Here is a 25,949-nt window from a genome sequence, read left to right on the forward strand (position 1 = left end):
CCTGCCCTTTCTGAAGGAGCAGGGTTTCATTCATAGTGATCGCCTGGTTTAGAGGACTTCGAAAATGCCGGCCGCGCCCATGCCGCCGCCAATGCACATCGTCACGCAGACACGCTTGGCGCCGCGGCGCTTGCCTTCAATCAGCGCGTGGCCCGTCAGGCGCTGGCCGGTCACGCCGTAAGGGTGGCCGACGGCAATGGCGCCGCCGTTGACGTTGAGCTTGTCCATGGGGATGCCCAGTTTGTCGGCGCAGTAAAGCACCTGCACGGCGAAGGCTTCGTTCAGTTCCCACAGGTCGATGTCGCTGATCTTCAGGCCCAGTTTGGCCAGCACTTTGGGGATCGCGAAGACCGGGCCAATGCCCATTTCGTCAGGCTCGCAACCGGCGACGGCAAAGCCGAGAAAGCGGCCCAGGGGTTTGAGGCCCTTCTTTTCCGCCACGGTTTCGTTCATCACCACGACAGCGCCGCCGCCGTCGGAGAACTGGCTGGCATTGCCGGCTGCGATCACGCCGCCAGGAATGGCCGGCTTGATGCCGCTGATGCCTTCCTTGGTCGTGCCTTCGCGGATGCCTTCGTCTTTGCTGACGGTGACCTGTTTGGTCGAGAGGCCCATGACCTTGTCGGCCACGCCGGCCGTCACGGTAATCGGTGCAATCTCGGCTTCGAAGAGGCCGGCGGCCAGCGCGGCCGTGGCCTTTTGCTGGCTCAGCGCGCCGTATTCGTCCATGCGGTCGCGCGAGATGTTGTAGCGCTTGGCAACCTGCTCGGCCGTCTGCAGCATGTTCCAGTAGATCTCGGGCTTGTTCTTGGCCAGCCATGAGTCGGCCAACATGTGGGTGTTCATCTCCTGCTGCACGCAGGAAATGCTTTCGACGCCGCCGGCGACGTAGATGTCGGCTTCACCGGCGATCACGCGCTGGGCGGCGGTCGCAATGGTCTGCAGGCCGGAGGAGCAAAAACGGTTGATGGTCATGCCCGACACGGTGACGGGGCAGCCGGCGCGCAGTGCAATCTGGCGCGCGATGTTGGCGCCGGTGGCGCCTTCAGGGTTGGCGCAGCCCATGATGACGTCATCGACTTCGGCGGCTTCGATGCCCGCGCGCTTGATGGCGTGCTCGACCGCGTGGCCGCCCAGGGTGGCGCCGTGGGTCATGTTGAAAGAGCCCTTCCAGCTTTTGGCCAGAGGGGTGCGTGCGGTGGAAACGATTACTGCTGAGGACATGGAATTCTCCGGAATCTGGGGTTGATCTGTGCGGATCGAAAGGGTTTAGGTCGTTCAGGTCGCTCAGGTTGACTGGTTGAAGGTCTTGCCTTCAGCGGCCAGCTTGGCCAGCAGCGGCGCGGGCTTCCAGAATTTGGCGTCGTCCAGCGGGTTCTGGGCAAAGCGGTTCATGCTCTGCACCACGTTGAAGAGGCCGACCTGGTCGGCGTATAGCATGGGGCCGCCGCGGTAGACCGGGAAGCCGTAGCCCATGATGTAGACCATGTCGATGTCGCTGGCCTTGGAGGCGATGCCCTCTTCCAGGATGTGCGCGGCCTCGTTCACCAATGAGTACACCAGGCGCTGAACGATTTCCTCGTCGGAAATCTTGCGCGGGGTGATGCCCAGGCTGGCGCGGTGGTCTTCGATCATCTTGACGACTTCGGCGTTCGGGATCGCGTCGCGCTTGCCGGGCACGTAGTCGTACCAGCCGGCGCCGGTCTTCTGGCCGAAGCGGCCTTTTTCGCACAGCAGGTCAGCGGTCTTGCTGTACTTCATGTCGGGCTTTTCGGTGTAGCGGCGCTTGCGGATCGCCCAGCCGATGTCGTTGCCGGCCAGGTCGCCCATGCGGAACGGGCCCATGGCAAAGCCGAATTTCTCGATCGCCTTGTCGACCTGCTCAGGCGTGCAGCCTTCGTCCAGCAGGAAGCCGCCCTGGCGGCCGTACTGCTCGATCATGCGGTTGCCGATAAAACCGTCGCACACGCCGGAGACCACGGCCGTCTTCTTGATCTTCTTGCCCATGGCCATCACGGTGGCCAGCACGTCCTTGCCGGTCTTGGCGCCGCGCACCACTTCCAGCAGCTTCATCACATTGGCCGGGCTGAAGAAATGCAGGCCCACCACGTCCTGCGGACGCTTGGTGAAGGCGGCAATCTTGTCCACGTCCAGCGTGGAGGTGTTGGAGGCCAGAATGGCGCCCGGCTTCATCACGCGGTCCAGTTCTTTAAAAACCTTTTCCTTGACACCCATTTCTTCGAACACCGCCTCGATCACGAGGTCGGCGTCTTTGAGGTCGTCGTAGCTCAGCGTGGTGCTGAGCAGGCCCATGCGCTGCTCGTATTTGTCTTCCTTGAGCTTGCCCTTTTTGACCTGGGCTTCGTAGTTCTTCTTGATGATGCCCAGGCCCTTGTCCAGTGCCTCCTGCTTCATCTCAAGGATCTTGACGGGGATGCCGGCGTTCAGGAAATTCATCGCGATGCCGCCGCCCATGGTGCCGGCGCCGATCACGGCAACCGACTTGATCTCGCGCTTGGGCGTGTCTTCCGGCACATCGGGGATCTTGGATGCGGCGCGCTCGGCCATGAAGATATGGCGCAGTGCGCGGCTTTCGGGCGTCCACATCAGGTTGATGAAAAGCTCGCGTTCAAACGCCAGGCCGTCTTCAAACTTCTTCTTGGTGGCGGCTTCCACGGCGTCCACGCACTTGAGCGGCGCGGGGAAGTTTTTGGCCATGCCCTTGACCATGTTGCGGGCAAACTGGAAGTAAGCGTCGCCATTGGGGTGCTTGGCACGCAGGTCGCGCACCAGCGGCAGCGGCCGGGTGTCGGAGACCGACTGCGCAAACGCCAGGGCTTCCTGGGCCAGCGACTCAGGCGAGGCGGAAATCTTGTCGAACAGCTTCTGGCCGGGGATTTGCGCGAGTAGCTCGCTCTTGACGGGTTCACCGCTGACGATCATGTTCAGTGCCGGCTCTACGCCCACCACACGCGGCAGGCGCTGCGTGCCGCCTGCGCCGGGCAGCAGGCCCAGTTTGACTTCAGGCAAGGCCACGTTGGTGCCGGGGGAAGCGATGCGGTAGTGGCAGCCCAGGGCCAGCTCAAGGCCACCGCCCATGCAGACGGAATGGATCGCAGCGACGATGGGCTTGGCGGAGTTCTCGACCACGCGGATCACGCTGTGCAGATTGGGCTCGGACATCGCTTTTGGCGTGCCGAATTCCTTGATGTCGGCGCCGCCCGAAAACGCCTTGCCCGCGCCGGTGATCACGATGGCCTTGACGGCGGCATCGGCATTGGCTTTCTGGATGTTGTCGGCCAGGCTCTGGCGTGTGGCGTGGCCCAGGCCGTTGACGGGTGGGTTGCTCAGCGTGATGACCGCGACGGGGCCGTGAACTTCGTAAAGGGTTGTCATTGCGTTGCTCTTTCCTTGATGGGAGTTTCAGTTTTCAGTTGTCTCGGCTGGCGCTGCGGCCCGGCAAATGCAGGTCGCCTAAAAAAGTACGACCGTTCTTTTCCATTGTAGGGCGCGTTTATGACGGCACAAGGTCCGGCGTGGGCTGTTCAGTCTATTTTTGTCCCTGCGGCGACACGCACGGGACAATCCAAACTGTTTTTTACACTTCCAGCCACTCTTTGCGGATGTAAGCATCGGCCCGCAGGCTGTCGGGCGTGCCGTCAAACACGATGCTGCCGTGGCCCATCACCAGCGCGCGGTCAGAGATCGCCATGGCGATCGTCAGCTTCTGTTCGATCAGCAGTACCGAAATGCCCTTGGACTTCAGCGTTTGCAGATATTGGCCGACCAGTTCAACGATCTTGGGCGCCAGGCCCTCGGTGGGTTCGTCAATGATGATGAGGTCGGGGTCGCCCATCAACGTGCGGCACAGCGTCAGCATCTGCTGCTCGCCACCCGAGAGTACGCCCGCCTCGGTGTGCTGGCGCTCGCGCAGGCGGGGAAACATCTGGTACATGTCTTCAAACGACCAGCGCGAGCCCTTGCCCGAGCCCTTCTGGCCGAGCAAGAGGTTTTGGTGCACCGTGAGCTTGGGGAAGATGTCGCGGTTCTCGGGCACATAGCCGATCCCCAGGTGGGCGATCTGGTAGGCCTTCTTGCCGACGATTTCTTCTTTCTTCCAGAGGATGGAGCCCTGGCAATCTACCAGGCCCATGATGGCCTTGGCCGTGGTGGAGCGGCCCGAGCCGTTGCGGCCCAGCAAGGCCACGATCTGGCCGGGCTGCACATCGAAATTCACGCCGTGCAGTACGTGGCTTTTGCCGTAGAAGGCGTGGAGGTTTTTTATCTGGAGCATCAGTGGCCACCTCCATGTGCTTGGGCATCGGCAACGGATGAACCGAGGTAGGCTTCCTGAACCCGCTGGTCTGCCCGGACTGCCTCTGGCGTGTCGTAGGCAATGATTTCGCCGTAGACCACCACTGCGATCTTGTCGGCCAGGCCAAACACCACGCCCATGTCGTGCTCCACCGTCAGCAGGGTCTTGCCCACCGTGACTTCCTTGATCAGGTTGATGAAGCGGCTGGTCTCGGAGCGGCTCATGCCGGCCGTCGGTTCGTCCAGCAGGATGACATTGGCGCCGCCGGCAATCGTGATGCCGATTTCCAGCGCGCGCTGCTCTGCGTAGGTGAGATTGGTGGCCAGCACGTCACGCTTTTTGTCGAGCTTGATCATGGCCATCAGTTCCTCGGCCCGCTGGTTGGCGTCGTCCAGGTCGGCCAGGAAGCGGAAGAAGGTGTACTTGTAGCCCAGGCTCCACAGCACACCGCAGCGCAGGTTTTCAAACACGCTGAGCTTGGGGAAGATGTTGGTGATCTGGAAACTGCGCGACAAACCCAGGCGGTTGATCTCAAACGGCTTTTTGCCGTCGATGCGCTGGCCGTTGAGCAGCACCTGGCCGCTGGTGGGCTCAAACCGGCCGCTGATCAGGTTGAACAGCGTGGACTTGCCCGCGCCGTTGGGGCCGATGATGGCGACGCGCTCGCCGGCCTTCACCTGCAGGTTGGTGCCGCGGATGATTTCGGTTTTGCCGAAGCTCTTGCGCAGGTCTTTGAGTTCAAGCGAATAGGTAGCCGTGCTCACAATAGTTCCCTTCGCTTGATTTCTTTTTCAATCTCATCCTGGATTTCACCCCATTGCGTCAAAAACCGCCGGCGTGTGAGCTCAAAGAGTCCCAGACCCGTGAGCAGCACAAAACCGGCGCCCAGCCAGCTGTTGATGTTGGTGGCGTTGAGCCGCACACCCATAAAGCCCAGCTCTGCGCCCAATGCCGCATTGAGCTGCAGGTGGTAAATCATCTCCACCATGGCCGCCGCGCCAACCAGCGCGGTCAGTGCCGTGATGCCCAGGCCGAGGTAGCCGACCCACAACTCCCTGAGCTTGCCGAAGGACGCGATGCGCAGGTTCATCATGATCAGGCTGGCAATGCCGCCCGGCGCATACATCACCATGAAGAGGAAGATCAGGCCCACATACAGCAGCCAGGCCATCGACAGTTCAGACAGCAAAATCAGCGCCAGCACCAGCAGGCCGGCGCCGATGATGGGGCCGAAGAAGAAGGTCGCGCCGCCCAGGAAGGTGAACAGCAGCAGGCTGCCCGAGCGCACGCCGCTCACCACTTCCGCCGTGACGATTTCCGAATTGATGGCGGCCAGCCCGCCGCCTATGCCGGCGAAGAAGCCGGCGATGATGAAGGCGTAGTAACGCACGCGCTGCGTGTTGTAGCCGATGAATTCCACGCGCTCGGGGTTGTCACGCACGGCATTCAATATGCGGCCCAGCGGCGTGCGGGTAAAGGCAAACATGGCGGCCGTGCAGATGAAGCAATACACCGCGATCAGGTAGTACACCTGGATCTGCGGGCCGAAGCTGATGCCGAAGACCGGCTTGCCATAGGCCCGGTTGGTGGTGATGCCGCCCTCCCCGCCGAAGAACTCGGGGAACATCAGCGACATGGCAAACACCAGTTCGCCCACGCCCAGCGTGATCATGGCAAAAGTAGTGCCGGCCTTTTTGGTGGTGACGTAGCCGAACAGCACGGCGAAAAGCAAGCCCGACAAGCCGCCCACCAGGGGAATCAGCGGCAGCGGGATGTAGAAGGTGCCCTTGGCGGCCAGGTTCATCGCGTGCACCGCCAGGAAGGAACCCAGCCCGGCATAGACCGCATGGCCGAAGCTGAGCATGCCGCCCTGCCCCAACAGGATGTTGTAGCTCAGGCAGATGATGACCAGGTAGCCGGCCTGCGACAGCATGGTGAGCGCCAGGCTGCTTTTGAACATCATGGGCGCGGCGATCAGCAGCAGCGCGTACAGCGTCCAGAGCACCCAGCGGCCGACGTTGTAGGGTTTGAATTCGTGAAACGGTCTTGTCATGGTGGTCAGCCTTCCCGTGTGCCCAGGAGGCCTTTGGGCCGGAAGATGAGGATCAGCACCAGGAACAGGAACGGCAGGATGGGTGCGACCTGCGAAATGGTGAGCTTGAGCAGCGGATAGCCAAAGGTTTCCGGCGTGACCGTGTAGCTGAACTTCGCCAGCAGTGTCATGAGCGACTGGTCCATGGCCACGGCGAAGGTCTGGATCAGGCCGATCAACAGGGATGCGAGGAAGGCGCCGCTGAGCGAACCCATGCCCCCCACCACAACGACCACAAAAATGATGGCGCCGACCGAGCCGGCCATGGCAGGCTCGGTCACAAAGGTGTTGCCGCCGATGACGCCTGCCAGGCCGGCCAACGCCGCACCACCCCCAAACACCAGCATGAAGACGCGCGGCACGTTGTGGCCCAGCGCTTCCACCGTCTCAGGGTGCGTCAGCGCGGCCTGGATCACCAGCCCGATGCGCGTGCGCGTCAGCAGCAGCCAGATGCTGATCAGCATGACGATGGAAATCAGCATGATGAAAGCACGGGACTTGGGGAAGTTGGTGCCGAAAACAGTAAAGAGAGGCCCCTCCAGCCCGGGCGGCAGCACATAGTTGACGGCCGACCGTCCCCACACCAGTTGCACCAGCTCCAGCAGCAGGTAAGACAGGCCGAAGGTCACCAGCAGTTCCGGCACATGGCCGAACTTGTGCACCTTGCGCAGGCAGTACCGTTCAAACAGGGCGCCCATGGCAAACACCAGCATCGGGGCGACCAGCAGCGACCACCAGAAGCCGATCACCTGCGAGGTGCTGTAGGCAATATAGGCCCCGACCATGTAGAACGAGGCATGGGCGAAGTTGAGCACGCCCATCATGCTGAAGATCAGCGTGAGGCCGGAGCTCAGCATGAACAGCAGCAAGCCGTAGCTCAGGCCGTTCAGGAGCGAGATGGTGAAAAATTCCAGATTCATCAATGACCGCCTGAAGCTGTAGCTCTGGTTGGAGGGAGATTGGAGGGCAAGAAGGTCGAGGTAAGGGTCAGCCCTAAAGAAAAAGGCCCGAGGATTGGTCGGGCCTTCGCCTTGCGGACACCCCTCAGGGCATCAACCCGGACGTTTCATCTGGCACGAGGTCGGCGTGCTGGCCACATAGGGCTCGTAGTACTTCACAGGCACAAAGGTGTAGCCGGTGTTCTCCGCATCGTAGGGGTACTTGCCGCCGGCTTTTTCCCATTTGTCGATGTAGAGGCCTTGTTGCAGCTGGTGGTCGGTCTTGCGCATCTCGACGTCGCCGTTAAAGCTCTTGAAGCGCAGGCCTTCCATGGCCTTGGCCACCACGGCCGGCTCGGTCGATTTGGTCTGCGCCATGGCTTCGGTCAGGATGGTGAAGGCGTGGTAGATCGCGCCGGTATAGAAGTCGTCGTTGAACTTCTTTTTGTAGTCGGCCTGGATCTGCTGGATTTCACCGCCCATGTTGAGGTGGTTGTACGAGACCATGTAGACACGGCCGGCAGAGGCTGCGCCCAGCGCTGTCGGCGTGCCGGTGACGCCTGCGTAGTAGGTGTAGAACTTGACGTTGTTCAGGCCGGCCTCGTTGGCGGCCTTGACCAGCAGCGAAAGGTCGGAGCCCCAGTTGCCGGTGATCACGGTATCGGCGCCCGACTGCTTGATCTTGGCGATGTACGGTGCGAAGTCACGCACCTGGGCCAGGGGGTGCAGGTCTTCGCCGACGATCTGGATGTCGGGGCGCTTGCTGGAGAGGTTGGCCTTGGCGAACTTGGCGACCTGCTGGCCGTGCGAGTAGTTCTGGTTGATCAGGTAGACCTTCTTGATGTCCGGCTGGTCCTTCATGAAAGCGGTCAGCGCTTCCATCTTCATGGAGGTGTCGGCATCCAGGCGAAAGTGCCAGTAGTCGCACTTGCTGTTGGTCAGGTCAGGGTCCACCGCCGCGTAGTTGAGGTAGACCACTTCCTTGCCGGGATTGCGCTCGTTGTATTTGGACAGCGCGTCCATGATGGCCAGCGCCGGGCCGGAGCCGTTGCCCTGCACCACGTAGCGCGCGCCCTGGTCAATGGCCGACTTCAGCGCGTTGGTGGTTTCCTGCGGGCTGAGCTTGTTGTCGATGCCGATGATTTCGAACTTCACGCCGGCCTTGTTCTTTTTGCTGAACTGCTCGGCCAGGAACTGGAAGCCCTTGAGCTGGTTGGTGCCGACGGCAGCCATCAGGCCGGACAGCGGATCGAGCCAGGCGATCTTGACGGTCTGGTTGAGGTTGACGGCGCCGGGCGCCGGCGCTGCGGTAGCGGCTTTGGCCGGAGCGGCGGCCTTGGCAGGCGCCTGGGCCAGCGTCATGCCGCTGTAGAGCATGGAGGACACCGCCAGGGCGATGCCTGCATGCTTTGCGAAAAATCGGTTCTGGGTTGTCATCCCTTGTCTCCTGAAAATTTATGAATTTGTGAACGAAATCTAACGGGGAACCGGCAAAGGTTAGGTTAAAAAATGCTGCACTGCGTCAGGGAATGCCCTACTGATGTCACGGACGTGACCACCGGTTCAGGCACCATGTTCATTCGCTGGATGTAGAGCGCCCTGCCTCTGCTGGTGGCCGAATCTCCCTCCCCGTTCGCCCTGAGGTATCGAAGGGCTGGTGCCCAAAGGCTTCGATACCTCAGCCCGAACGGAGAACCCACGCGCTTCGCTTCGAACTGTTGATGCGCGGCCCTCTCACTTTTGTATTACGACTGTGGCAATTTGTAATCCTTCAGGATCTCGCGCAGCTTGGTTTTGAGCATCTTGCCGGTGGCTCCTAGCGGGATGGCATCGACAAAAACCACGTCGTCGGGGATCTGCCATTTGGCGGTTTTGCCGTCGTAGAAACGGATCAGTTCGTCGCGTGTGACGTCCATGCCCGGTTTTTTGACCACGGCGATGATGGGGCGCTCATCCCACTTGGGGTGGGCCACGCCGATACAGGCGGCCATGGCAACGGCCGGGTGGGCCACGGCGATGTTTTCTACGTCAATCGAGCTGATCCATTCGCCGCCGGACTTGATGACGTCCTTGCTGCGGTCGGTGATCTGCAGGTAGCCTTCGGCGTCAATGGTGCCGACGTCGCCCGTGGGGAACCAGCCGTCCACCAGCGGGTCGCCGCCCTCGCCTTTGAAGTACTCCCGCACAATCCACGGGCCCTTGACATACAGGTCGCCAAAGACTTTGCCGTCCCACGGCAGCTCCTTGCCGTCCGGATCGACGATTTTCATGTCGACACCGTAGATGGCGCGCCCCTGCTTGAGGCGTATCTTCATTTTTTCGGCTTCCGGCAGCGCGTCGTGTTTGTTCTTGAGCGAGCAGAGCGTGCCCAGCGGACTCATCTCGGTCATGCCCCAGGCGTGCAGCACTTCGACGCCGTAGTCTTCGCGGAAGGCATGGATCATGGCGGGCGGGCAAGCCGAGCCGCCGATGACGGTGCGGCGCAAGGTGGAAAACTTCAGCCCGGCAGGCTTCATGTGCGTCAGCAGCATCTGCCACACCGTGGGCACGCCGGCGGCGTAGGTCACCTTCTCGGCTTCGATCAATTCGTAAATCGATTTGCCGTCCAGCGCGGGGCCGGGGAAGACCAGCTTGGCCCCGGTGAGCGCGGCTGAATACGGGATGCCCCAGGCATTGACGTGGAACATGGGCACGACCGGAAGGATCGAATCACGCGCAGAGATGCTCATCACATCGGGCAGCGCAGCCGCGTAGGCATGCAGCGTGCTGGAGCGGTGGCTGTACAGCGCGGCCTTGGGGTTGCCCGTGGTGCCGCTGGTGTAGCACATGCTGGAGGCGGTGTTTTCGTCAAAAGTGGGCCAGGCATAGTCGGCGCTTTGCGCGCCCACCCAGCTTTCATAGCTCTGCAGGTTGGGAACGCCCGAGTCGGCCGGCAGCTTGTCGACATCGCACAGCGCGATGTAGTGCTTGATGGTGGGGCACCTGGCGTGCACGGCCTGCACCAGCGGCAGGAAGCTCAGGTCAAAACACAGCACCTGGTCTTCGGCGTGGTTGGCGATCCAGGCGATCTGGTCGGGATGCAGGCGCGGGTTGATGGTGTGCAGCACGCGGCCCGAGCCGCTGACGCCGTAGTAGAGCTCCAGGTGGCGGTAGCCGTTCCAGGCCAGCGTGGCCACCCGGTCGCTGAAGGCGAGCTTCAGGCCGTCCAGCGCATTGGCCACGCGGCGGGCGCGGTGGCCAAGGTCTTTGTAGGTATAGCGATGCAGGTCGCCCTCGACGCGGCGCGACACGATTTCCGCGTCGCCGTGGTGGCGCTCCGCGAATTCGATCAGTGATGAGATCAGCAGGGGCTGGCTTTGCATCAAACCTAACATCGTCCGTTTTCCTTTTAACTTTGTGCCGCCCGCAGGCTTGCTGTTGAACCGAAATGCCGTGAAAGTGCATCCTACCCCGCACATTTGCGGGAGGCCCTTGGGGAAATCCTCAGCAGCGTTACTTCAAGTGGCACACCGGCTCACCGATGGGCCTAATGTCGTTCGTGCGCGCAGGGGGCGCAAGCCATGTCGTTCTACCGACAGTTCCTAGGTAGATACCCCGCCTTGAGCGGCGCCTCCTGCTGGCTCCGGCGCACAGCAGCCGGGGGACAATCCACGCCATGCCATTTCAAACCGCTCCCGCGCATCACCGCTTTCTGCTCGGCCAGCCCTGGTTCCCGTCTTTGCCGGCCGAACACCAGCAGCGCCTGCTGGAGCGCACGTTGACGCAAAACGGTCACAAGGGCGAGGTCTTGTTGGCGGCGGGTGTGCCGGTCCAAGGCTGGTATGCGGTGCTGTCGGGGCTGGTGAAGCTGCAAAGCATGTCGTCGGAAGGCCGCGTTTCCGCCTTTCTGGGTGTGCCCGACGGCGAATGGTTTGGCGAAGGCTCAACCCTGAAAACCGAGCCGCGGCGCTACGATGTGATTGCCCTGCGGGACACCACGCTGCTGTGCCTGCCGCGCAACCTGTTTGATGAACTGCTGGCCACGTCGCTGGACTTCAACCACTTCCTGGTCGCGCACCTGAACCGGCGCCTGGGCCAGGCCATGACCATCATCGAGGCGGGCCGCGTGCGCGCGCCCGAGCAGCGTGTGGCCCTCTATTTAAGCCGCGTGTTCTGGCAAGGGCGGCGCAAGCTGCTGTTGTCGCAGGAAGAGCTGGGGCTGCTGGCCGGCCTGTCGCGGCAAACCGTCAACAAGGCCCTGCAAACGCTGGAGGGGCTGGGCCTGGTGTCGCTGGAGTTTGGCCGTGTGGCCATGCTGGACGAGCAGGCGCTGGCGGCCTATGCCCACCGGCCGGCGGGCGTTTAACCCCCCTGCAGCAGGGCTACCGTGCCAACAGCACAATAGGCACATGACCTCTGCGATAGATGCCCCTGCTGCCGACCTGACCTGGGTCAACAGCTTTGCCGGCCTGGGCCCGGATTTCTACAACGAACTCCAGCCGACGCCTTTGCCCTCCCCTTACTGGGTCGGGAAAAGCCGTGCGCTGGCGCGCGAGCTGGGCCTTGAAGACACCTGGCTCGAATCGGCCGACACATTGGAGGCGCTGACGGGCAACCGACTGCTGCCAGGCTCAAGGCCGCTGGCCAGCGTCTACAGCGGCCACCAGTTTGGCGTCTGGGCCGGGCAACTGGGCGACGGCCGGGCTTTGCTGCTGGGCGAGTTCGACACCCCGCGCGGGCCGCAGGAAATCCAGCTCAAGGGCGCCGGCAAGACGCCCTATTCACGCATGGGTGACGGCCGCGCCGTGTTGCGCAGCTCGATCCGCGAGTTTTTGTGCTCCGAAGCCATGCACGGCCTGGGCATACCGACCACCCGCGCGCTCTGCGTGACCGGCTCGGATGCGGCCGTGCGGCGCGAAGAAATCGAAACCGCCGCCGTGGTGGCCCGCACGGCACCCAGCTTTATCCGCTTTGGGCACTTTGAGCATTTCAGCTACAACGACCAGCATGCGCAGCTGAAAACCCTGGCCGACTATGCCATAGACCGCTTCTATCCGGCCTGCCGGGAGGCGCCGCAGCCTTACGCCGCGTTGCTGGAAGCCGTGAGCGAACGCACCGCCCACCTGATGGCCGCCTGGCAGGCCGTGGGCTTTTGCCATGGCGTGATGAACACCGACAACATGAGCATCCTGGGCCTGACGATTGACTACGGCCCGTTCCAGTTCCTGGATGCGTTTGACCCCGGCCATATCTGCAACCATTCAGACACTCAGGGCCGCTACGCCTACAACCGGCAGCCCAACATGGCGTACTGGAACCTCTTTTGCCTCGGGCAGGCCTTGCTGCCCTTGATCGGCGACCAGGAGCAGGCGTTGGCGGCACTGGAGCCCTACAAAACCCTCTTTCCCGACGCGCTGCAGGCCCGCATGCGCAGCAAACTCGGCCTGGCCGATGAACAGCCCGGCGACAAGGAACTGGTCGACGGCACCTTCAGGCTGCTGGCCGGCAGCAAGGCGGACTACACCATCTTCTGGCGCCGCCTGAGCGGTTTTACCCCCCAAGCCGGCCATGAGCCGGTGCGCGACCTGTTCTTTGACCGGGAAACCTTCAATGCCTGGGCGCTACAATATTCAGAGCGCGTAACCCACGTGGATATTGGGCTGCGGGCCGATTTGATGATTAAAAACAACCCCAAATTCGTGCTGCGCAACCACTTGGGCGAAGAAGCCATACGCGCCGCGAAACTAAAAGACTTTTCCGGGGTCGATACCTTGCTTGCGCTGCTGCAGGCCCCATTTGATGAACATGCCGGCCATGACAGCTTTGCCGGCTTTCCGCCTGACTGGGCTTCATCGATTGAAATCAGTTGCAGCTCGTAACATCAACCCCAGACACCAACGCCAGGACACGACATGAGCGCCAAAATCCAGAAAACCGATGCCGAATGGAAAGCCCTGCTGGCCGAAAAAGGGGCCGAACCGGCTGCTTTTGAAGTCACCCGCCATGCCGCCACCGAGCGGCCTTACACCGGCAAATATGAAGCTGTGTGGGATGACGGCAGCTACCACTGCATCTGCTGCGGCGCCAAGCTGTTCGACTCCGAAACCAAATTCGACGCAGGCTGCGGCTGGCCCAGCTTTTCCGAAGAGGCCGTGCCGGGCGCGATCGAGGAAATCGTGGACCGCAAACACGGCATGGTGCGCACGGAAACGGTGTGCGCCAGCTGCGGCGCGCATTTGGGCCATGTGTTTCCCGACGGGCCCTCGCCGACGGGGTTGCGCTACTGCATGAACTCGGCCTCGCTGGATTTCAAAAAGAAGTGATGGCCCTTGGCTCCGTTCGCCCTGAGCCTGTCGAAGGGCTGTTCGCACATCAAAAGGCTTCGCCCCTTCGACAAGCTCAGGACAGGCCAAGCTCAGCCCGAACGGGATGAAACATTTCCCACCATCAAGTTGGCGGCCATCAGGCTACTCACGATAATCACCGCATGAAAATTCTTTTCGACTTTTTGCCGATCGCCCTCTTCTTCGGCATGTTCAAGTACGCCGAAGGCAACAAGGACTGGGCAGCCGCCACGGCCACCGAGTGGCTGGGGTTTATGGTTTCAGGCGGTGTCGTCGGCCCCGCTGAAGCGCCAGTGCTGCTGGCCACCGTGGTCGTGATCATCGCCACGCTGGCGCAAATCCTCTGGCTCAAGGTGCGCGGTCAAAAGGTCGACACCATGCTCTGGATAAGCCTGGGGCTGGTCACCGTGCTGGGCGGCGCCACGATTTATTTCCACAGCGAAAACTTCATCAAATGGAAGCCCACCGTGCTCTATTGGGTCATGGGCGGTGCCCTGCTGTTCGGCCAGTTGGTGTTCAAGAAAAACGGCATCAAGTCACTGATGGGCGCGCAGATGACACTGCCTGACGCCATCTGGCGCGTGGTCAATCTGAGCTGGGTCGGCTTTTTTGCGGTGATGGGGGTTCTCAACCTCTGGGTCGCCTTTAATTTTTCCACTGCCACCTGGGTCAATTTCAAGTTGTTCGGCGGCCTGGGCCTGATGCTGGTCTTTGTGCTGGTGCAGGCGGTCTACCTGAACAAGCACATCAAGCAGCCGGACGCCTCGCCATGATGGCCGGCGTTTCAACCGCCCTGCCCATTCGCGCCGACCTGATCGAGCAGCAACTGAGGGCGCAGCTTCAGCCCACCCGGCTGGAAGTGCTGGACGAAAGCGCTGCCCATGCGGGGCATTCAGGCGCCAACGCCGAGGGCTACGGCAGCCACTTTCGGGTGCGGATTGCCAGCCCGCTCTTTACCGGCAGGAACCGCGTGGCGCGCCACCGGCTTGTGTATGATGCACTGCAAAATTTCATCGACCAGGGGCTTCACGCCCTGGCCATCGAAATCATCGAATCACCCTGAAATCCCTGACCTGCCCCGAGCTTCGATCCTGGATCAGGCAACAGCAAACGGGCGAGCATCATGCTGCCAACACCATCACCAAATTACCAAAAGGACTGCAAAGACATCATGAAGAAACAACTCTTACTGGCTACCACCGTTGCCGGCCTGCTGGCCTTTGGCGCGCAAGGCGCCCTGGCGCAGAACGTCGCCATTGTCAACGGCAAGGCCGTGCCCAAGACACGCCTGGATTCGCTGGCCCAGCAGGTCGTCAAGTCCGGCCGCGCGGTCACGCCTGAAATGGAAGGCCAGCTGCGCGAAGAAGTTATCGCGCGTGAAGTCTTCATGCAGGAAGCCGACAAGCTGGGTCTGGCCGCCAGCGAAGACGTCAAGGTGCAAATGGAACTGGCCCGCCAGACCATCCTGATCCGTGAACTGTTTGCCGACTACCAGAAGAAAAACCCGGTGACCGAAGCCGAGATGAAAGCGGAGTACGACAAGTTCGCCGCAGCCAACGGCGGCAAGGAATACAAGGCGCGCCACATCCTGGTGGAAAAGGAAGCCGAAGCCAAGGAAATCATTGCCAGCCTGAAGAAAGGCGGCAAGTTTGACGAAATCGCCAAGAAAAAATCCAAGGACCCCGGATCCGGCGCCAAGGGCGGCGACCTCGACTGGGCCAACCCGTCGAGCTACGTGCCTGAGTTCACCGAGGCGCTGGTCAAGCTGAACAAGGGCCAGACCACCGAAACGCCGGTAAAGACCGAGTTCGGCTACCACGTGATCCGCGTTGACGACATTCGCACGGCGCAATTGCCGTCGTACGAAGAAGTCAAACCCCAGATCGCCCAGCAGATGCAGCAGCAAAAACTGGCCGCTTTCCAGAACGACCTGCGCAAAAAAGCCAAGGTCGAATAAAACCAATTTGGGCGCGGTGCAGACTGCCCTCCTCGGTTCCAAAAGCAGCCTTTCGGCTGCTTTTTTTCTTTGAGGTCCCGTATAAAGGGCAAATTGCTGATTGACGAAGGGGATTGCGGCCGTTCCAATGGCTCACATCCACCAGGAGGTTCCCATGTCCATCAGCCTTAAATTTTCAGCCGTATCCGCAGCGTTCCTGCGAGGCCTGCTTCTTGGCGCCGCCGTGTTCGCCACCACCCTCGCGTCAGCGCAAAACGGCAAGACCGAAGTGCTCTGGCTGGGGCAAGCCGCCGTGCGCATCACAACACCCACCGGCAAGGTCATCATGATCGACCCTTGGCTGACGACCAACCCCAAGACACCGGCCAATTTCCGCACGATCGAGTCAGTGGGCAAGGTCGACCTGATCCTGGTGACGCATGGCCATTTCGACCATTTCGCCGACGCACCCGCCCTGTCGCTGCTGAACAAGGCGCCGATGTACGGCCCGGCGGGGCTTAACCAGTCGGTGATCGCACTGGGCATCCTGCCGGCCGAGCTGGCGCCGCGTTTCGGCAAAGGCGGCACCATCCAGCCCTTTGGCCCGGGCGGCGTGAAAATCACGGCCGTGCACGCTGAGCATTCGTCCGAGCTGGGCTGGAAGAATCCGGCCACCGGCAAGGAAGAAGTCCATGTCGGCGGTGAGCCCGTCGGCTACATCATCGAGATGGAAAACGGCTTCAAGCTTTGGCATATGGGCGATACCGGCGTCTTTGGCGACATGCGCCTGATCGGCGACATGTACCGGCCCGATCTGGTGCTCATTCCCATAGGCGGGCACTTTGTGATGAACCCGGTGGACGCCGCGATGGCGGTTCGCGAGATGATCCGGCCCCGCTTCGCGCTGCCTATCCACTACGGCACCACACCGGTGCTTCGCGGCACACCCGCCGAATTCAACGCGGCACTCGGAACCGCACCTGGAACCGCGCGCATGGTGACCCTCGATCCCGGCCAAAAAGTCGATTTCTGATGCGTGCGTTGGCCCATCGTGCTGTGGTCTTCGGGCTGGCGGCATTGCTGACGGCCTGCGCATCGCGGCCGCTTCCCCCGGCCCCGCCTGTGACTGAACTGGCGCCCGGCGGAACGCTGCGGGCGGCCATCAACTTCGGTAACCCCATCCTGGCCGTGAAAGATGCGGCCAATGGCGAGCCACGCGGCGTTTCCGTGGACTTGTCGCGCGAACTCGGGCGCCGCCTGGGCGTGCCCGTGCAACTCGTCACCTTCAACTCGGCCGGCAAGGTGGTCGAAGCGGTGAGGGATGCGCAGGTGGACATTGCTTTTGTCGCGATTGATCCGGTGCGCGGTGCCGACATGCTGCAAACCCCGCCCTACGTGATCATCGAAGGCGCTTACCTGGTGCGCAACGATTCACCGATCCGGCGCAACGAAAACGTAGACCAGGCTAACAACCGCGTTGTAGTGGGCAACGGCAGTGCCTACGACCTGTATCTGACCCGTGAGCTAAAGGCCGCGAAGCTGGTCAAGGCCCCCACATCACCGGCTGTGACCGACGTCATGATCGCGCAAAACATGGAGGTGGCCGCCGGCGTGAAGCAACAACTGGAAGCGGACGCCAAACGCGTAGGAGGCGTGCGCCTGCTGCCGGGGCGTTTTATGGTCATCAACCAGGCCATGGGCTTGCCCAAGGGACGTGAAAACGCGGCACGCTACCTGGCGGCTTTCATCGAGCAGATGAAAGCCTCAGGTTTTGTCGCGGCTGCACTGGCGCGCCATGGGATTGAAGGCGCTGCGGTAGCACCGCCTTCTGCCCCCTAAAAAGGGCTCAACCCACCCACTTGCGTGCGTTGTGCCAGAGGCTCATCCAGGGGCTGTGCTCGCTGCTGTTGCCTGACGTCCAGCTCTTCTGGATGTTGCGGAACACCCGCTCGGGGTGCGGCATCATCGCCGTGAAGCGGCCGTCGGCCGTGGTCACCGCCGTGAGGCCGCCGGCGCTGCCGTTCGGGTTGGCCGGGTAGGCTTCCGTCGGCTTGCCTTCGTTGTCGGTGAAGCGCATCGCGGCAATTGCCCTGGAGGCATCGCCCCGGAAAGCGAAATTGGCGTAACCCTCGCCGTGCGCCACTGCGATCGGCAGGCGGCTGCCGGCCATGCCTTGCAGGAAAATGCTGGGAGACTCCATCACCTCGACCATGCTCAGGCGGGCTTCAAAGCGTTCGCTGCGGTTCGTGGTGAAGCGCGGCCAGGCTTCAGCGCCCGGAATAATGTCGGCCAACTCGGCAAACATCTGGCAACCGTTGCACACGCCCAGGCCGAAAGTGTCCTGGCGCGCAAAGAAGGCCTTGAATTCTTCTGACAGCACCGGGTTGAAGGTGACGGAGCGCGCCCAGCCTATGCCTGCGCCCAGGGTGTCGCCGTAGCTGAAGCCGCCGCAGGCCACGATGCCCTTGAAGTCGGCCAGCTTGGCGCGGCCGGTTTGCAGGTCGGTCATGTGCACGTCGCAGGCCTCAAAGCCGGCCTGCGTGAAGACATAGGCCATTTCCACATGCGAGTTGACGCCCTGCTCACGCAGCACCGCCACGCGCGGCCGCGACGACAGGTTGAGCGCCGGGGCTGCCGGCGCTTTGGCGGGCTCAAACGTCAGCGCAACATGCAGGCCCGGGTCTGCCGGGTTGCCGGCGGCCGCGTGTTCGTTGTTGGCGCAGTCGGGGTTGTCGCGCTGCTGGCAAATCTTCCAGCTGACCGAATCCCAGACCTGGTGCAGGTCTTGCAGCTTGGCCGAGAACACGGCCTTGGTGTCGCGCCAGACCTGGATCTCGCCCTTGCCGACTTCAAGCGAAGCATGCTGCGGCCGGGTCTTGCCGATGAAGTGGCTGAATTTGGACAGGCCGTGTTCGCGCAGGGTCTGCATGACTTCGTTGCGCGCTGAGGTCGCCACCTGGATGACGGCGCCCAGCTCTTCGTTGAACAGCGCCTTGAGCGTGAGTTCTTCGCGGCGCGCGCCGACCTGGCTTGCCCAGTTCTTGCTGTCGCCCGTATCCATGCGGCTGTCGGAAATGCCGTCGCCTTCAACCAGCAGCATGTCGATGTTGAGCGACACGCCGACGTTGCCGGCAAAACCCATTTCGCAGACCGCGGCAAACAGGCCGCCGTCGCTGCGGTCGTGATAGGCCATCAGCTTGCCATCCTTGCGCAGCGCATTGATGGCGTTGACGAGGTTGACCAGGTCTTTCGGGTCGTCCAGGTCGGGCACATCGCCCTCTTCCTTGTCGAGTGTTTGCGCCAGGATGGAGCCGCCCATGCGGTTTTGGCCCTTCCCCAGATCGATAAGGATCAGGGTGCTGTCGGCCTCATCGCGGTTCAGCTGCGGCGTGAGTGCGCCGCGCACATCGGGCAGCGTGGCGAAAGCGCTCACGATCAGCGAAACCGGCGAGGTGACTTTCTTGCTGTCAGCGCCTTCGCTCCACACGGTGCGCATCGACAAGGAATCCTTGCCAACGGGAATCGATACGCCCAAGGCCGGGCACAGTTCCATGCCCACGGCCTTGACGGTTGCATACAGCGCGGCGTCCTGGCCGGGCTCACCGCAGGCGGCCATCCAGTTGGCGGATAGCTTGACGCGCGGCAGCTCGATCGGCGCAGCCAGCAGGTTGGTGATGGCCTCTGCCACTGCCATGCGGCCGGACGCGGCGGCGTTGACGGTGGCCAGCGGCGTGCGCTCGCCCATGCTCATGGCCTCGCCGGCAAAACCGCTGTAGTCGGCCAGCGTGATGGCGCAATCGGCCACCGGCACCTGCCAGGGGCCGACCATCTGGTCACGGTGCGTGAGGCCGCTCACGGTGCGGTCGCCGATGGTGATCAGGAAGCGTTTGGAGGCGACGGTCGGGTGGCTGAGCACCGCAATCGCGCTTTTCTGCAAGTCGACGCCGGTCAGGTCGATGGGCTTGATCGCGTGCTCGACGGACGTCACGTCGCGGTGCATCTTCGGCGGCTTGCCCAGCAGCACATTCATCGGCATATCGACTGGCGGGGCGGCGTCCTTGTCGGACAGCACCAGCTGCTTTTCTTCCGTCGCCACACCAATCACTGCAAACGGGCAACGCTCACGCTCGCAAAAAGCCTGAAACTGCGCCAGCGATTCAGGCGCAATCGCCATCACGTAGCGCTCCTGGCTCTCGTTGCTCCAGATTTCCTTGGGTGAGAGGCCGCTTTCTTCTAGCGGCACACTGCGCAGGTCAAACTTCGCGCCGCGCCCGGCGTCGTTCACAAGCTCAGGGAAGGCGTTGGAAAGACCGCCGGCGCCGACGTCGTGGATCGCCAGGATCGGGTTGGCCGCGCCCAGTTGGGCGCACTGGTTGATGACTTCCTGCGCACGGCGCTCGATTTCAGGGTTGCCGCGCTGTACCGAATCAAAGTCGAGCTGGGCCGCGTTGGCGCCCGAGGCCATGGAGCTGGCTGCGCTGCCGCCCATGCCGATGCGCATGCCGGGGCCGCCCAGCTGGATCAGCAAGGTGCCGGCCGGGAACAGGATCTTTTTGGTCAGCGCCGCGTCAATCGTGCCGACGCCGCCGGCGATCATGATGGGCTTGTGGTAGCCCCAGCGCTGGCCGCCCACGGTTTGCTCATATTCGCGGAAGTAGCCGTTCAGGTTGGGCCGGCCGAACTCGTTGTTAAAGGCCGCGCCACCCAGCGGGCCTTCGGTCATGATTTGCAGCGGGCTTGCGATGTGCTCCGGCTTGCCGTAGCCGCCATCAAACAGCCTGGACACGGTAAAACCGGTAAGGCCAGCCTTGGGCTTGGAGCCGCGGCCAGTCGCGCCTTCGTCGCGGATCTCGCCGCCCGCGCCGGTCGAGGCGCCGGGGAACGGGGAAATCGCTGTGGGATGGTTGTGCGTCTCGACCTTCATCAGCACGTGCATTTGCACGTCATCGGTGGCGCTATAAGTTTGATAGCTACCCGCCAAGGCTGCGTCTGGGCTGGAGGCCGATTTGGCATAAAACCGCTGGATTTTGTAGCCTTCCATGACGGAGGCGTTGTCGGAATACGCCACCACCGTGTGCTGCGGGTGCAGCTTTTCGGTGTTGCGGATCATGCCGAACAGGCTGATGCCCTGCGCCACGCCGTCAATCGTGAAGTCGGCGTTGAAGATCTTGTGGCGGCAATGCTCGCTGTTGGCCTGGGCAAACATCATCAGCTCGACGTCGGTCGGGTTGCGTTTGAGCTGGGTGAAGGCGTTGACCAGGTAGTCGATTTCATCGGCTGCCAGCGCCAGGCCAAACTCGGCGTTGGCTTTCTCAAGTGCGGCCTTGCCGCCTGCCAGCACGTCAATGGTCTGCAGCGGCGCGCCCTGCAGCTCGGTGAAGAGGCCGGCCGCCTGTGCGCGGTCGAACATCACGCTTTCAGTCATGCGGTCATGCAGCAAGCCGGCGACCTGCTCGCGCTGGACGTCGGTCAGGGCGGTTTTGCTGAAAAAGCCGGATTTCAGCGTGACGCGGTATTCGGTGATGCGCTCAATGCGCTTGACGGCCAGCCCGCAGTTGTGGGCGATGTCCGTCGCCTTGGAGGCCCAAGGCGAGACGGTGCCAAAACGCGGCGAGACGATAAAAACCAGTGCGTCGTCGGCCTTGCCGGCGGTAGCGGTGCACGGTTCACCGTAAGTCAGCAGCGCAGCGAGTTGGGCTTTGGCCGCGTCCGAGGGCGGCGATTCGGTCGCCACCAGGTGCACAAACCGGGCGCTGATGCCCACGATCTTGTCGTGGATGGCTTGCAGGCGGGGAAGGAGTTGCTGGACGCGGAAGTCGCTGAGGGCGCTGATCCCATGGGGTTCGCCCTCAAAAGTCGTCAGGTGCAGGGTCACGGTAGCGGTGGCCTTGTAGTGGGAGGTGGGCAGCTCATGGCTGTTTTGGAGGTTTTTAACCCTCCCTGCAAGCGCCTGTTTGGCCGGCTTTTGCGGGGTAGGCGTTAACCCGCAATTTTATCAGCGACTGGGGAGCTGCCGAGCCCGCTGGACGCCAGACACGGGCACTTTCTCGGCTCATTCAGGCCAAAAAAAGCAAAAGCCCTTGCCCCCCATGCTGAAAATGCATGTACCAGGGAGCGGTGGGATAATCAGGGCCATGAGCATTACTTACAAAGACGCGGCAGGCATTGAAGGCATGCGCCTGGCCGGACGGCTGGCTTCCGAGGTTCTGGACTACCTCACCCCCTTCGTCAAACCGGGCGTCACCACCAACGAAATCGACCGGCTGGCCCACGACTACATGACCCAGGTCCAGGGCACCATCCCCGCCACCCTGGGCTACGGCCCCCCGGGCTATGTGCCCTACCCCAAATCGCTGTGCACCTCCGTCAACCACCAGGTGTGCCACGGCATCCCCAACGACAAGCCGCTGAAAAAGGGCGACATTGTCAACATCGACGTGACCGTGATCACCAAAGACGGCTGGCACGGCGACAACAGCCGCATGTACCTGGTCGGCGAGGCCTCGATTGCCGCCAAGCGCCTGTGCAACATCACTTTTGAAGCCATGTGGCAGGGCATCATGCGCGTCAAACCCGGCGTGCGGCTGGGCGACATCGGCTTTGCCATCCAGACTTACGCTGAAAAACAGGGCTTTTCGGTCGTGCGCGAATTCTGCGGCCATGGCATCGGCAAGAACTTCCATGAAGAACCGCAGGTGCTGCACTACGGCCGCCCCGGCACGCTCGAAGAACTCACGCCCGGCATGACCTTCACCATCGAGCCCATGATCAACGCCGGCAAGCGCGATATCAAGGACGGCCCTGAAAAAGACGGCTGGAGCATCGTGACGCGCGACCATTCGCTCTCGGCCCAGTGGGAGCACACGATTCTGGTGACCGACACCGGCTACGAAGTGCTGACCCTGTCCGCCGGAAGCCCTCCGATTCCGGCTTTTGTGCCCCAGGGCAGCCCGGTACAGGCCGCGGTCAGCGCCTGATCGGCATACCTCGTGCCCGAGCTGCGCACTTCCCAGGAGCCGGCGGGCCCCGCCGGCATGAACGAGCTGGCGCAGGTGCGCGAGCACTACAAGGCCGGGAAAGCCGCCCTTCTTGCGACGCTGGCGGCCAGCGGTGCATCTTCCCGCGGTATTCACAGCCTGCTGCAAAAATTCGCCCGCCATGCCGACGCCACCTTGCAGCTGCTGTGGCAGCGCGCCGGCTTTCCTGCCGCGGCCTGCCTGGTCGCTGCGGGCGGCTTTGGCCGGGGTGAACTGTTCCCCCATTCCGATGTCGACGTGCTGCTGCTGCTGCCGGAAGACACCGATGTGGACGCCGACCCGGCCCTGAAGGCCAAGGTCGAGAGTTTTATCGGCGGCTGCTGGGACGTAGGCCTGGAAATCGGCTCCAGCGTACGCACGGCTTCCGGTTGCGTCGAAGAAGCAGCCAAAGACGTCACGGTGCAGACCTCGCTGCTCGAGGCCCGCCTGGTTGCCGGCTCCAAAAAGAACTTTCTGCAGCTGCAGAGCCGGCTGGCCGCGGTGCTGGACCCGCAGGCGTTTTACGTCGCCAAAACGCTGGAGATGCGCCAGCGCCACAACAAGTTCGAGAACACGCCCTACTCGCTCGAACCCAACTGCAAGGAATCACCCGGCGGCCTGCGCGACCTGCAGGTGATTCTGTGGGTGGCACGCGCCGCCGGGCTGGGCAAATCCTGGGACGACCTGGCCCGCAACGGCCTGGCCACAGCCTTTGAAGTGCGGCAGATCAAGGCCAACGAAGCCTTGCTGAGCCTGATACGCGCGCGCCTGCACCTGATTTCCGGGCGGCGTGAAGACCGCCTGGTGTTTGACCTGCAGACTGCCGTGGCCGAGTCCTTCGGTTATTCGGCCGAAGCCGACGATGGCAGCAAAGTGCCGCGTCGCGCCAGCGAGGCGGTGATGAAGCGCTACTACTGGGCCGCCAAGGCGGTGACGCAGCTCAATCAGATCCTGCTGCTCAACATTGAAGAGCGCCTGAACCCGAACACCTATCCGCTGCGCCCCATCAACGAACGCTTTTCCGACAAGGCCGGCATGCTGGAAGTGGCCAGCGACGACCTGTACGTGCGCGAGCCGCACGCCATCCTTGAAACCTTTTTGCTGTACGAAACGACGGTCGGCATCAAGGGCCTGTCGGCGCGCACGCTGCGTGCGCTCTACAACGCCCGCGGCCTGATGAACAGCAGGTTCCGCAGTGACCCCGTCAACCGCGACACCTTCCGCCAAATCCTGCAGCAGCCCGAGGGCATCACGCACGCCATGCGGCTGATGAACCAGACCTCGGTGCTGGGCCGTTACCTCTGGATCTTCCGCAAGATCGTCGGGCAGATGCAGCACGACCTGTTCCACGTCTACACAGTGGACCAGCACATCCTGATGGTGCTGCGCAATGTGCGGCGCTTTTTCATGGCCGAGCATTCGCATGAGTACCCCATGTGTTCGCAGCTCGCCGCCGGCTGGGACAAGCCCTGGATCCTGTACATCGCCGCCCTCTTCCACGACATTGCCAAGGGCCGCGGCGGCGACCATTCCGAGCTGGGGTGCAAGGACGTGCGCGTTTTCTGCCGCCAGCACGGCATAAGCACTGAAGACTCCCAACTCATCGAATTCCTGGTGGGCGAGCACCTGAGCATGAGCCGCATCGCCCAGAAAGAAGACCTGAGCGACCCGGAAGTGATTGCGGCATTTGCCAAACGTGTGGGCAACGAGCGTTACCTGACAGCGCTCTACCTGCTGACGGTGGCCGATATCCGCGGCACCAGCCCCAAAGTCTGGAACGCCTGGAAAGGCAAGCTGCTGGAGGACCTGTACCGCTACACCCTGCGCGTGCTGGGCGGCCGCGCGCCCGACGCCGATGCCGAGGTGGAAGCCCGCAAACGCGAAGCACTGACCACGCTGGCCTTACACGCCGAACCCTTTGAGGCGCACAAGGCGCTGTGGGATACGCTGGACGTCAGTTACTTCATGCGCCATGAAGCTGCCGACATCGCCTGGCACGCACGCCAGCTCTCGCGCCACGTGGGCAAGGCCAAGGCGATTGTGCGCGCGCGACGCTCGTCGGCCGGCGAAGGCATGCAGGTGCTGGTCTACACGCCCGATGCGCCTGACCTTTTTGCGCGCATCTGCGGCTACTTCGACGAAGCCGGTTTCAGCATTTTGGACGCGAAGATCCATACCGCCAAGAACGGCTACGCCCTGGATACCTTCCAGGTTGTCAGCCCGACTCTGGCCGACCACTACCGCGAGCTGGCGGCCATGGTGGAGGCCGACCTGGACCGCACCATCGAGAACCCGGGCCCGCTGCCGCCGCCGAGCAAAGGCCGCGTCTCGCGCCGCGTCAAAAGCTTCCCCATTGCGCCGCGGGTGGACTTGCATCCCGACGAAAAAGCCCAGCGCTGGCTGCTCAGCGTCTCGGCCAGCGACCGGGCCGGCTTGCTCTACCGCATCGCCCGTGTGCTGGCTCGCCACCGCATCAATCTGCAACTGGCCAAGGTCAGCACGCTGGGCGAGCGCGTGGAAGATACCTTCCTGATCGATGGGCCCGAGCTGCAGCACAACAAGGCGCAGATCGCGATCGAAACTGAGCTGCTCGAAGCGCTCAATAGCTGATCGTCAGATGGCGGGTTTGCGCAGGTACTGCAGCAACCGTCCCTTGTAAGCGCCGCCCACCCCCGGCAACTGGGTCACACGGGTCTCGGTGCGCGAATAGCCCAAAGCATCCATCTTGCGATTGAAACTGGCCCGGTTGCCGCGATCGGGGTCCACGATCAGCACTTCGGTGTGCGGCAGCGCATGCAGCTCGATGAACTGCGACAGCAGCTCCGGCTGCCCGCGGTCGTACAGCACGTCGCTGCCGATGATCAGGTCAAATCGCTCCAGCAGCGGGTTGGCGCGCCCCCAATTGCCCGTCTGGTATTTCATGGCCGGCAGATGGTTGAGTTTGAGGTTTTCCAGCAGGAACGCAGCGGCCAGCGGATGGCAGTCGCTGGCGGTGATGTTGCCGCCGCGGCGATGCACCACCAGGCTGGCGAGCGCCAGGCCGCAACCGAGCTCCAGGATGCGCTTGCCTTCCAGCTCAAAAGTCAGCATGGCATGGGCCAGCACGCGGCCCGAGGGCCAAAGCAGCCCGAATATCGGCCAGGCCGAGGAGGAGATGCCTTCGCGCTCGGCCTCACCGAGGGGATCATGGAATTGCTGCCGGTTTAGCAGCGAGCGCAGCTGCAAGTCGTCACCGCTGCCGCTGACGGTTTCAAACTTGAGGAGGTAGGGCAATGGAGAAGCAGTTCCGGCGATGGGAACTGCCCCCGAAACGGGAGCGTGCGACATCC

Annotated in this window: 20 protein-coding genes; 10 read left to right on the plus strand and 10 right to left on the minus strand. The window is 62.5% G+C overall.

Features of this window, described 5'->3' with window-relative positions; all coding sequences use genetic code 11:
* Positions 1–48: 48 nt before the first annotated feature.
* The 8 genes from DT070_RS17040 to DT070_RS17075 all read right to left on the minus strand — a co-directional run bounded on the left by DT070_RS17040 (position 49) and on the right by DT070_RS17075 (position 10,719).
* Positions 49–1,224 carry an acetyl-CoA C-acyltransferase gene (locus tag DT070_RS17040; RefSeq protein WP_122956470.1) on the minus strand — a complete coding sequence of 392 codons (1,176 nt, stop codon included), beginning with the start codon at positions 1,222–1,224 and terminating at the stop codon, positions 49–51.
* 63 nt (positions 1,225–1,287) lie between these two features.
* Entirely contained in the window at positions 1,288–3,396 is a 2,109-nt protein-coding gene (locus DT070_RS17045; protein ID WP_122956471.1) for a 3-hydroxyacyl-CoA dehydrogenase NAD-binding domain-containing protein, read from the minus strand.
* Positions 3,397–3,598: 202 nt separating this feature from the next.
* Positions 3,599–4,294, minus strand: a complete 696-nt coding sequence (locus DT070_RS17050; protein WP_122956472.1) for an ABC transporter ATP-binding protein — start codon at positions 4,292–4,294, stop codon at positions 3,599–3,601.
* Positions 4,294–5,079, minus strand: coding sequence for an ABC transporter ATP-binding protein (locus DT070_RS17055; RefSeq protein ID WP_122956473.1), 786 nt, complete (start codon positions 5,077–5,079; stop codon positions 4,294–4,296). Before DT070_RS17055 ends, DT070_RS17050 begins: the two co-directional genes overlap by 1 nt.
* Positions 5,076–6,368 (minus strand): branched-chain amino acid ABC transporter permease, encoded by a 1,293-nt coding sequence (locus DT070_RS17060; RefSeq protein WP_122956474.1) that lies wholly within the window; start codon positions 6,366–6,368, stop codon positions 5,076–5,078. The genes DT070_RS17055 and DT070_RS17060 overlap by 4 nt, the downstream gene beginning before the upstream one ends.
* Before the next feature lie 5 nt (positions 6,369–6,373).
* Entirely contained in the window at positions 6,374–7,327 is a 954-nt protein-coding gene (locus DT070_RS17065) for a branched-chain amino acid ABC transporter permease (protein WP_122956475.1), read from the minus strand.
* A gap of 132 nt (positions 7,328–7,459) precedes the next feature.
* Positions 7,460–8,707 carry a branched-chain amino acid ABC transporter substrate-binding protein gene (locus DT070_RS17070; protein ID WP_122957465.1) on the minus strand — a complete coding sequence of 416 codons (1,248 nt, stop codon included), beginning with the start codon at positions 8,705–8,707 and terminating at the stop codon, positions 7,460–7,462.
* A gap of 383 nt (positions 8,708–9,090) precedes the next feature.
* Complete coding sequence (locus DT070_RS17075; RefSeq protein WP_122956476.1) at positions 9,091–10,719, minus strand: 3-(methylthio)propionyl-CoA ligase; 1,629 nt, start codon at positions 10,717–10,719, stop codon at positions 9,091–9,093.
* A 281-nt stretch (positions 10,720–11,000) separates the two neighbouring features.
* Between DT070_RS17075 and DT070_RS17080 the strand changes: the two genes are divergently transcribed.
* The 8 genes from DT070_RS17080 (at position 11,001) to DT070_RS17115 (ending at position 17,443) form a co-directional block, all read left to right on the plus strand.
* Positions 11,001–11,690: a Crp/Fnr family transcriptional regulator gene (locus DT070_RS17080; RefSeq protein ID WP_122956477.1), complete on the plus strand. Its 690-nt coding sequence runs from the start codon at positions 11,001–11,003 to the stop codon at positions 11,688–11,690.
* Between the two features lie 43 nt (positions 11,691–11,733).
* On the plus strand, positions 11,734–13,203 hold the full coding sequence (locus tag DT070_RS17085) for a YdiU family protein (RefSeq protein WP_122956478.1): 1,470 nt from the start codon (positions 11,734–11,736) through the stop codon (positions 13,201–13,203).
* A gap of 33 nt (positions 13,204–13,236) precedes the next feature.
* Positions 13,237–13,647, plus strand: coding sequence for a peptide-methionine (R)-S-oxide reductase MsrB (gene msrB / locus DT070_RS17090; RefSeq protein WP_122956479.1), 411 nt, complete (start codon positions 13,237–13,239; stop codon positions 13,645–13,647).
* Between the two features lie 164 nt (positions 13,648–13,811).
* Positions 13,812–14,441 (plus strand): septation protein A, encoded by a 630-nt coding sequence (locus tag DT070_RS17095; protein WP_122956480.1) that lies wholly within the window; start codon positions 13,812–13,814, stop codon positions 14,439–14,441.
* A complete protein-coding gene (locus DT070_RS17100; protein WP_194965905.1) occupies positions 14,438–14,731 on the plus strand; it encodes a BolA family transcriptional regulator in 294 nt (97 codons plus the stop codon). Before DT070_RS17095 ends, DT070_RS17100 begins: the two co-directional genes overlap by 4 nt.
* A 108-nt stretch (positions 14,732–14,839) precedes the next feature.
* Positions 14,840–15,625: a peptidylprolyl isomerase gene (locus DT070_RS17105; protein ID WP_122956481.1), complete on the plus strand. Its 786-nt coding sequence runs from the start codon at positions 14,840–14,842 to the stop codon at positions 15,623–15,625.
* Positions 15,626–15,779: 154 nt separating this feature from the next.
* Positions 15,780–16,637, plus strand: coding sequence for a metal-dependent hydrolase (locus tag DT070_RS17110; RefSeq protein WP_122956482.1), 858 nt, complete (start codon positions 15,780–15,782; stop codon positions 16,635–16,637).
* Complete coding sequence (locus tag DT070_RS17115; RefSeq protein WP_122956483.1) at positions 16,637–17,443, plus strand: ABC transporter substrate-binding protein; 807 nt, start codon at positions 16,637–16,639, stop codon at positions 17,441–17,443. The genes DT070_RS17110 and DT070_RS17115 overlap by 1 nt, the downstream gene beginning before the upstream one ends.
* Before the next feature lie 7 nt (positions 17,444–17,450).
* Here the strand turns inward: DT070_RS17115 and purL are convergent, their stop codons facing one another.
* Positions 17,451–21,479 carry a phosphoribosylformylglycinamidine synthase gene (gene purL / locus DT070_RS17120; RefSeq protein WP_122956484.1) on the minus strand — a complete coding sequence of 1,343 codons (4,029 nt, stop codon included), beginning with the start codon at positions 21,477–21,479 and terminating at the stop codon, positions 17,451–17,453.
* A 259-nt stretch (positions 21,480–21,738) separates the two neighbouring features.
* Here purL and map point away from each other — a divergent pair, with 259 nt between their 5' ends.
* Together map and DT070_RS17130 are read left to right on the plus strand one after the other, a co-directional pair.
* Positions 21,739–22,581 (plus strand): type I methionyl aminopeptidase, encoded by an 843-nt coding sequence (gene map, locus DT070_RS17125; protein ID WP_122956485.1) that lies wholly within the window; start codon positions 21,739–21,741, stop codon positions 22,579–22,581.
* Between the two features lie 57 nt (positions 22,582–22,638).
* A complete protein-coding gene (locus DT070_RS17130) occupies positions 22,639–25,230 on the plus strand; it encodes a [protein-PII] uridylyltransferase (RefSeq protein WP_122956486.1) in 2,592 nt (863 codons plus the stop codon).
* Between the two features lie 3 nt (positions 25,231–25,233).
* On the opposite strand, the gene DT070_RS17135 is transcribed toward DT070_RS17130, so the two are convergent.
* On the minus strand, positions 25,234–25,947 hold the full coding sequence (locus DT070_RS17135; protein WP_122956487.1) for a methyltransferase: 714 nt from the start codon (positions 25,945–25,947) through the stop codon (positions 25,234–25,236).
* Positions 25,948–25,949 lie beyond the last annotated feature (2 nt).

Origin of the sequence: Polaromonas sp. SP1, from assembly GCF_003711205.1 — a bacterium.
GTDB lineage: Bacteria > Pseudomonadota > Gammaproteobacteria > Burkholderiales > Burkholderiaceae_C > Polaromonas.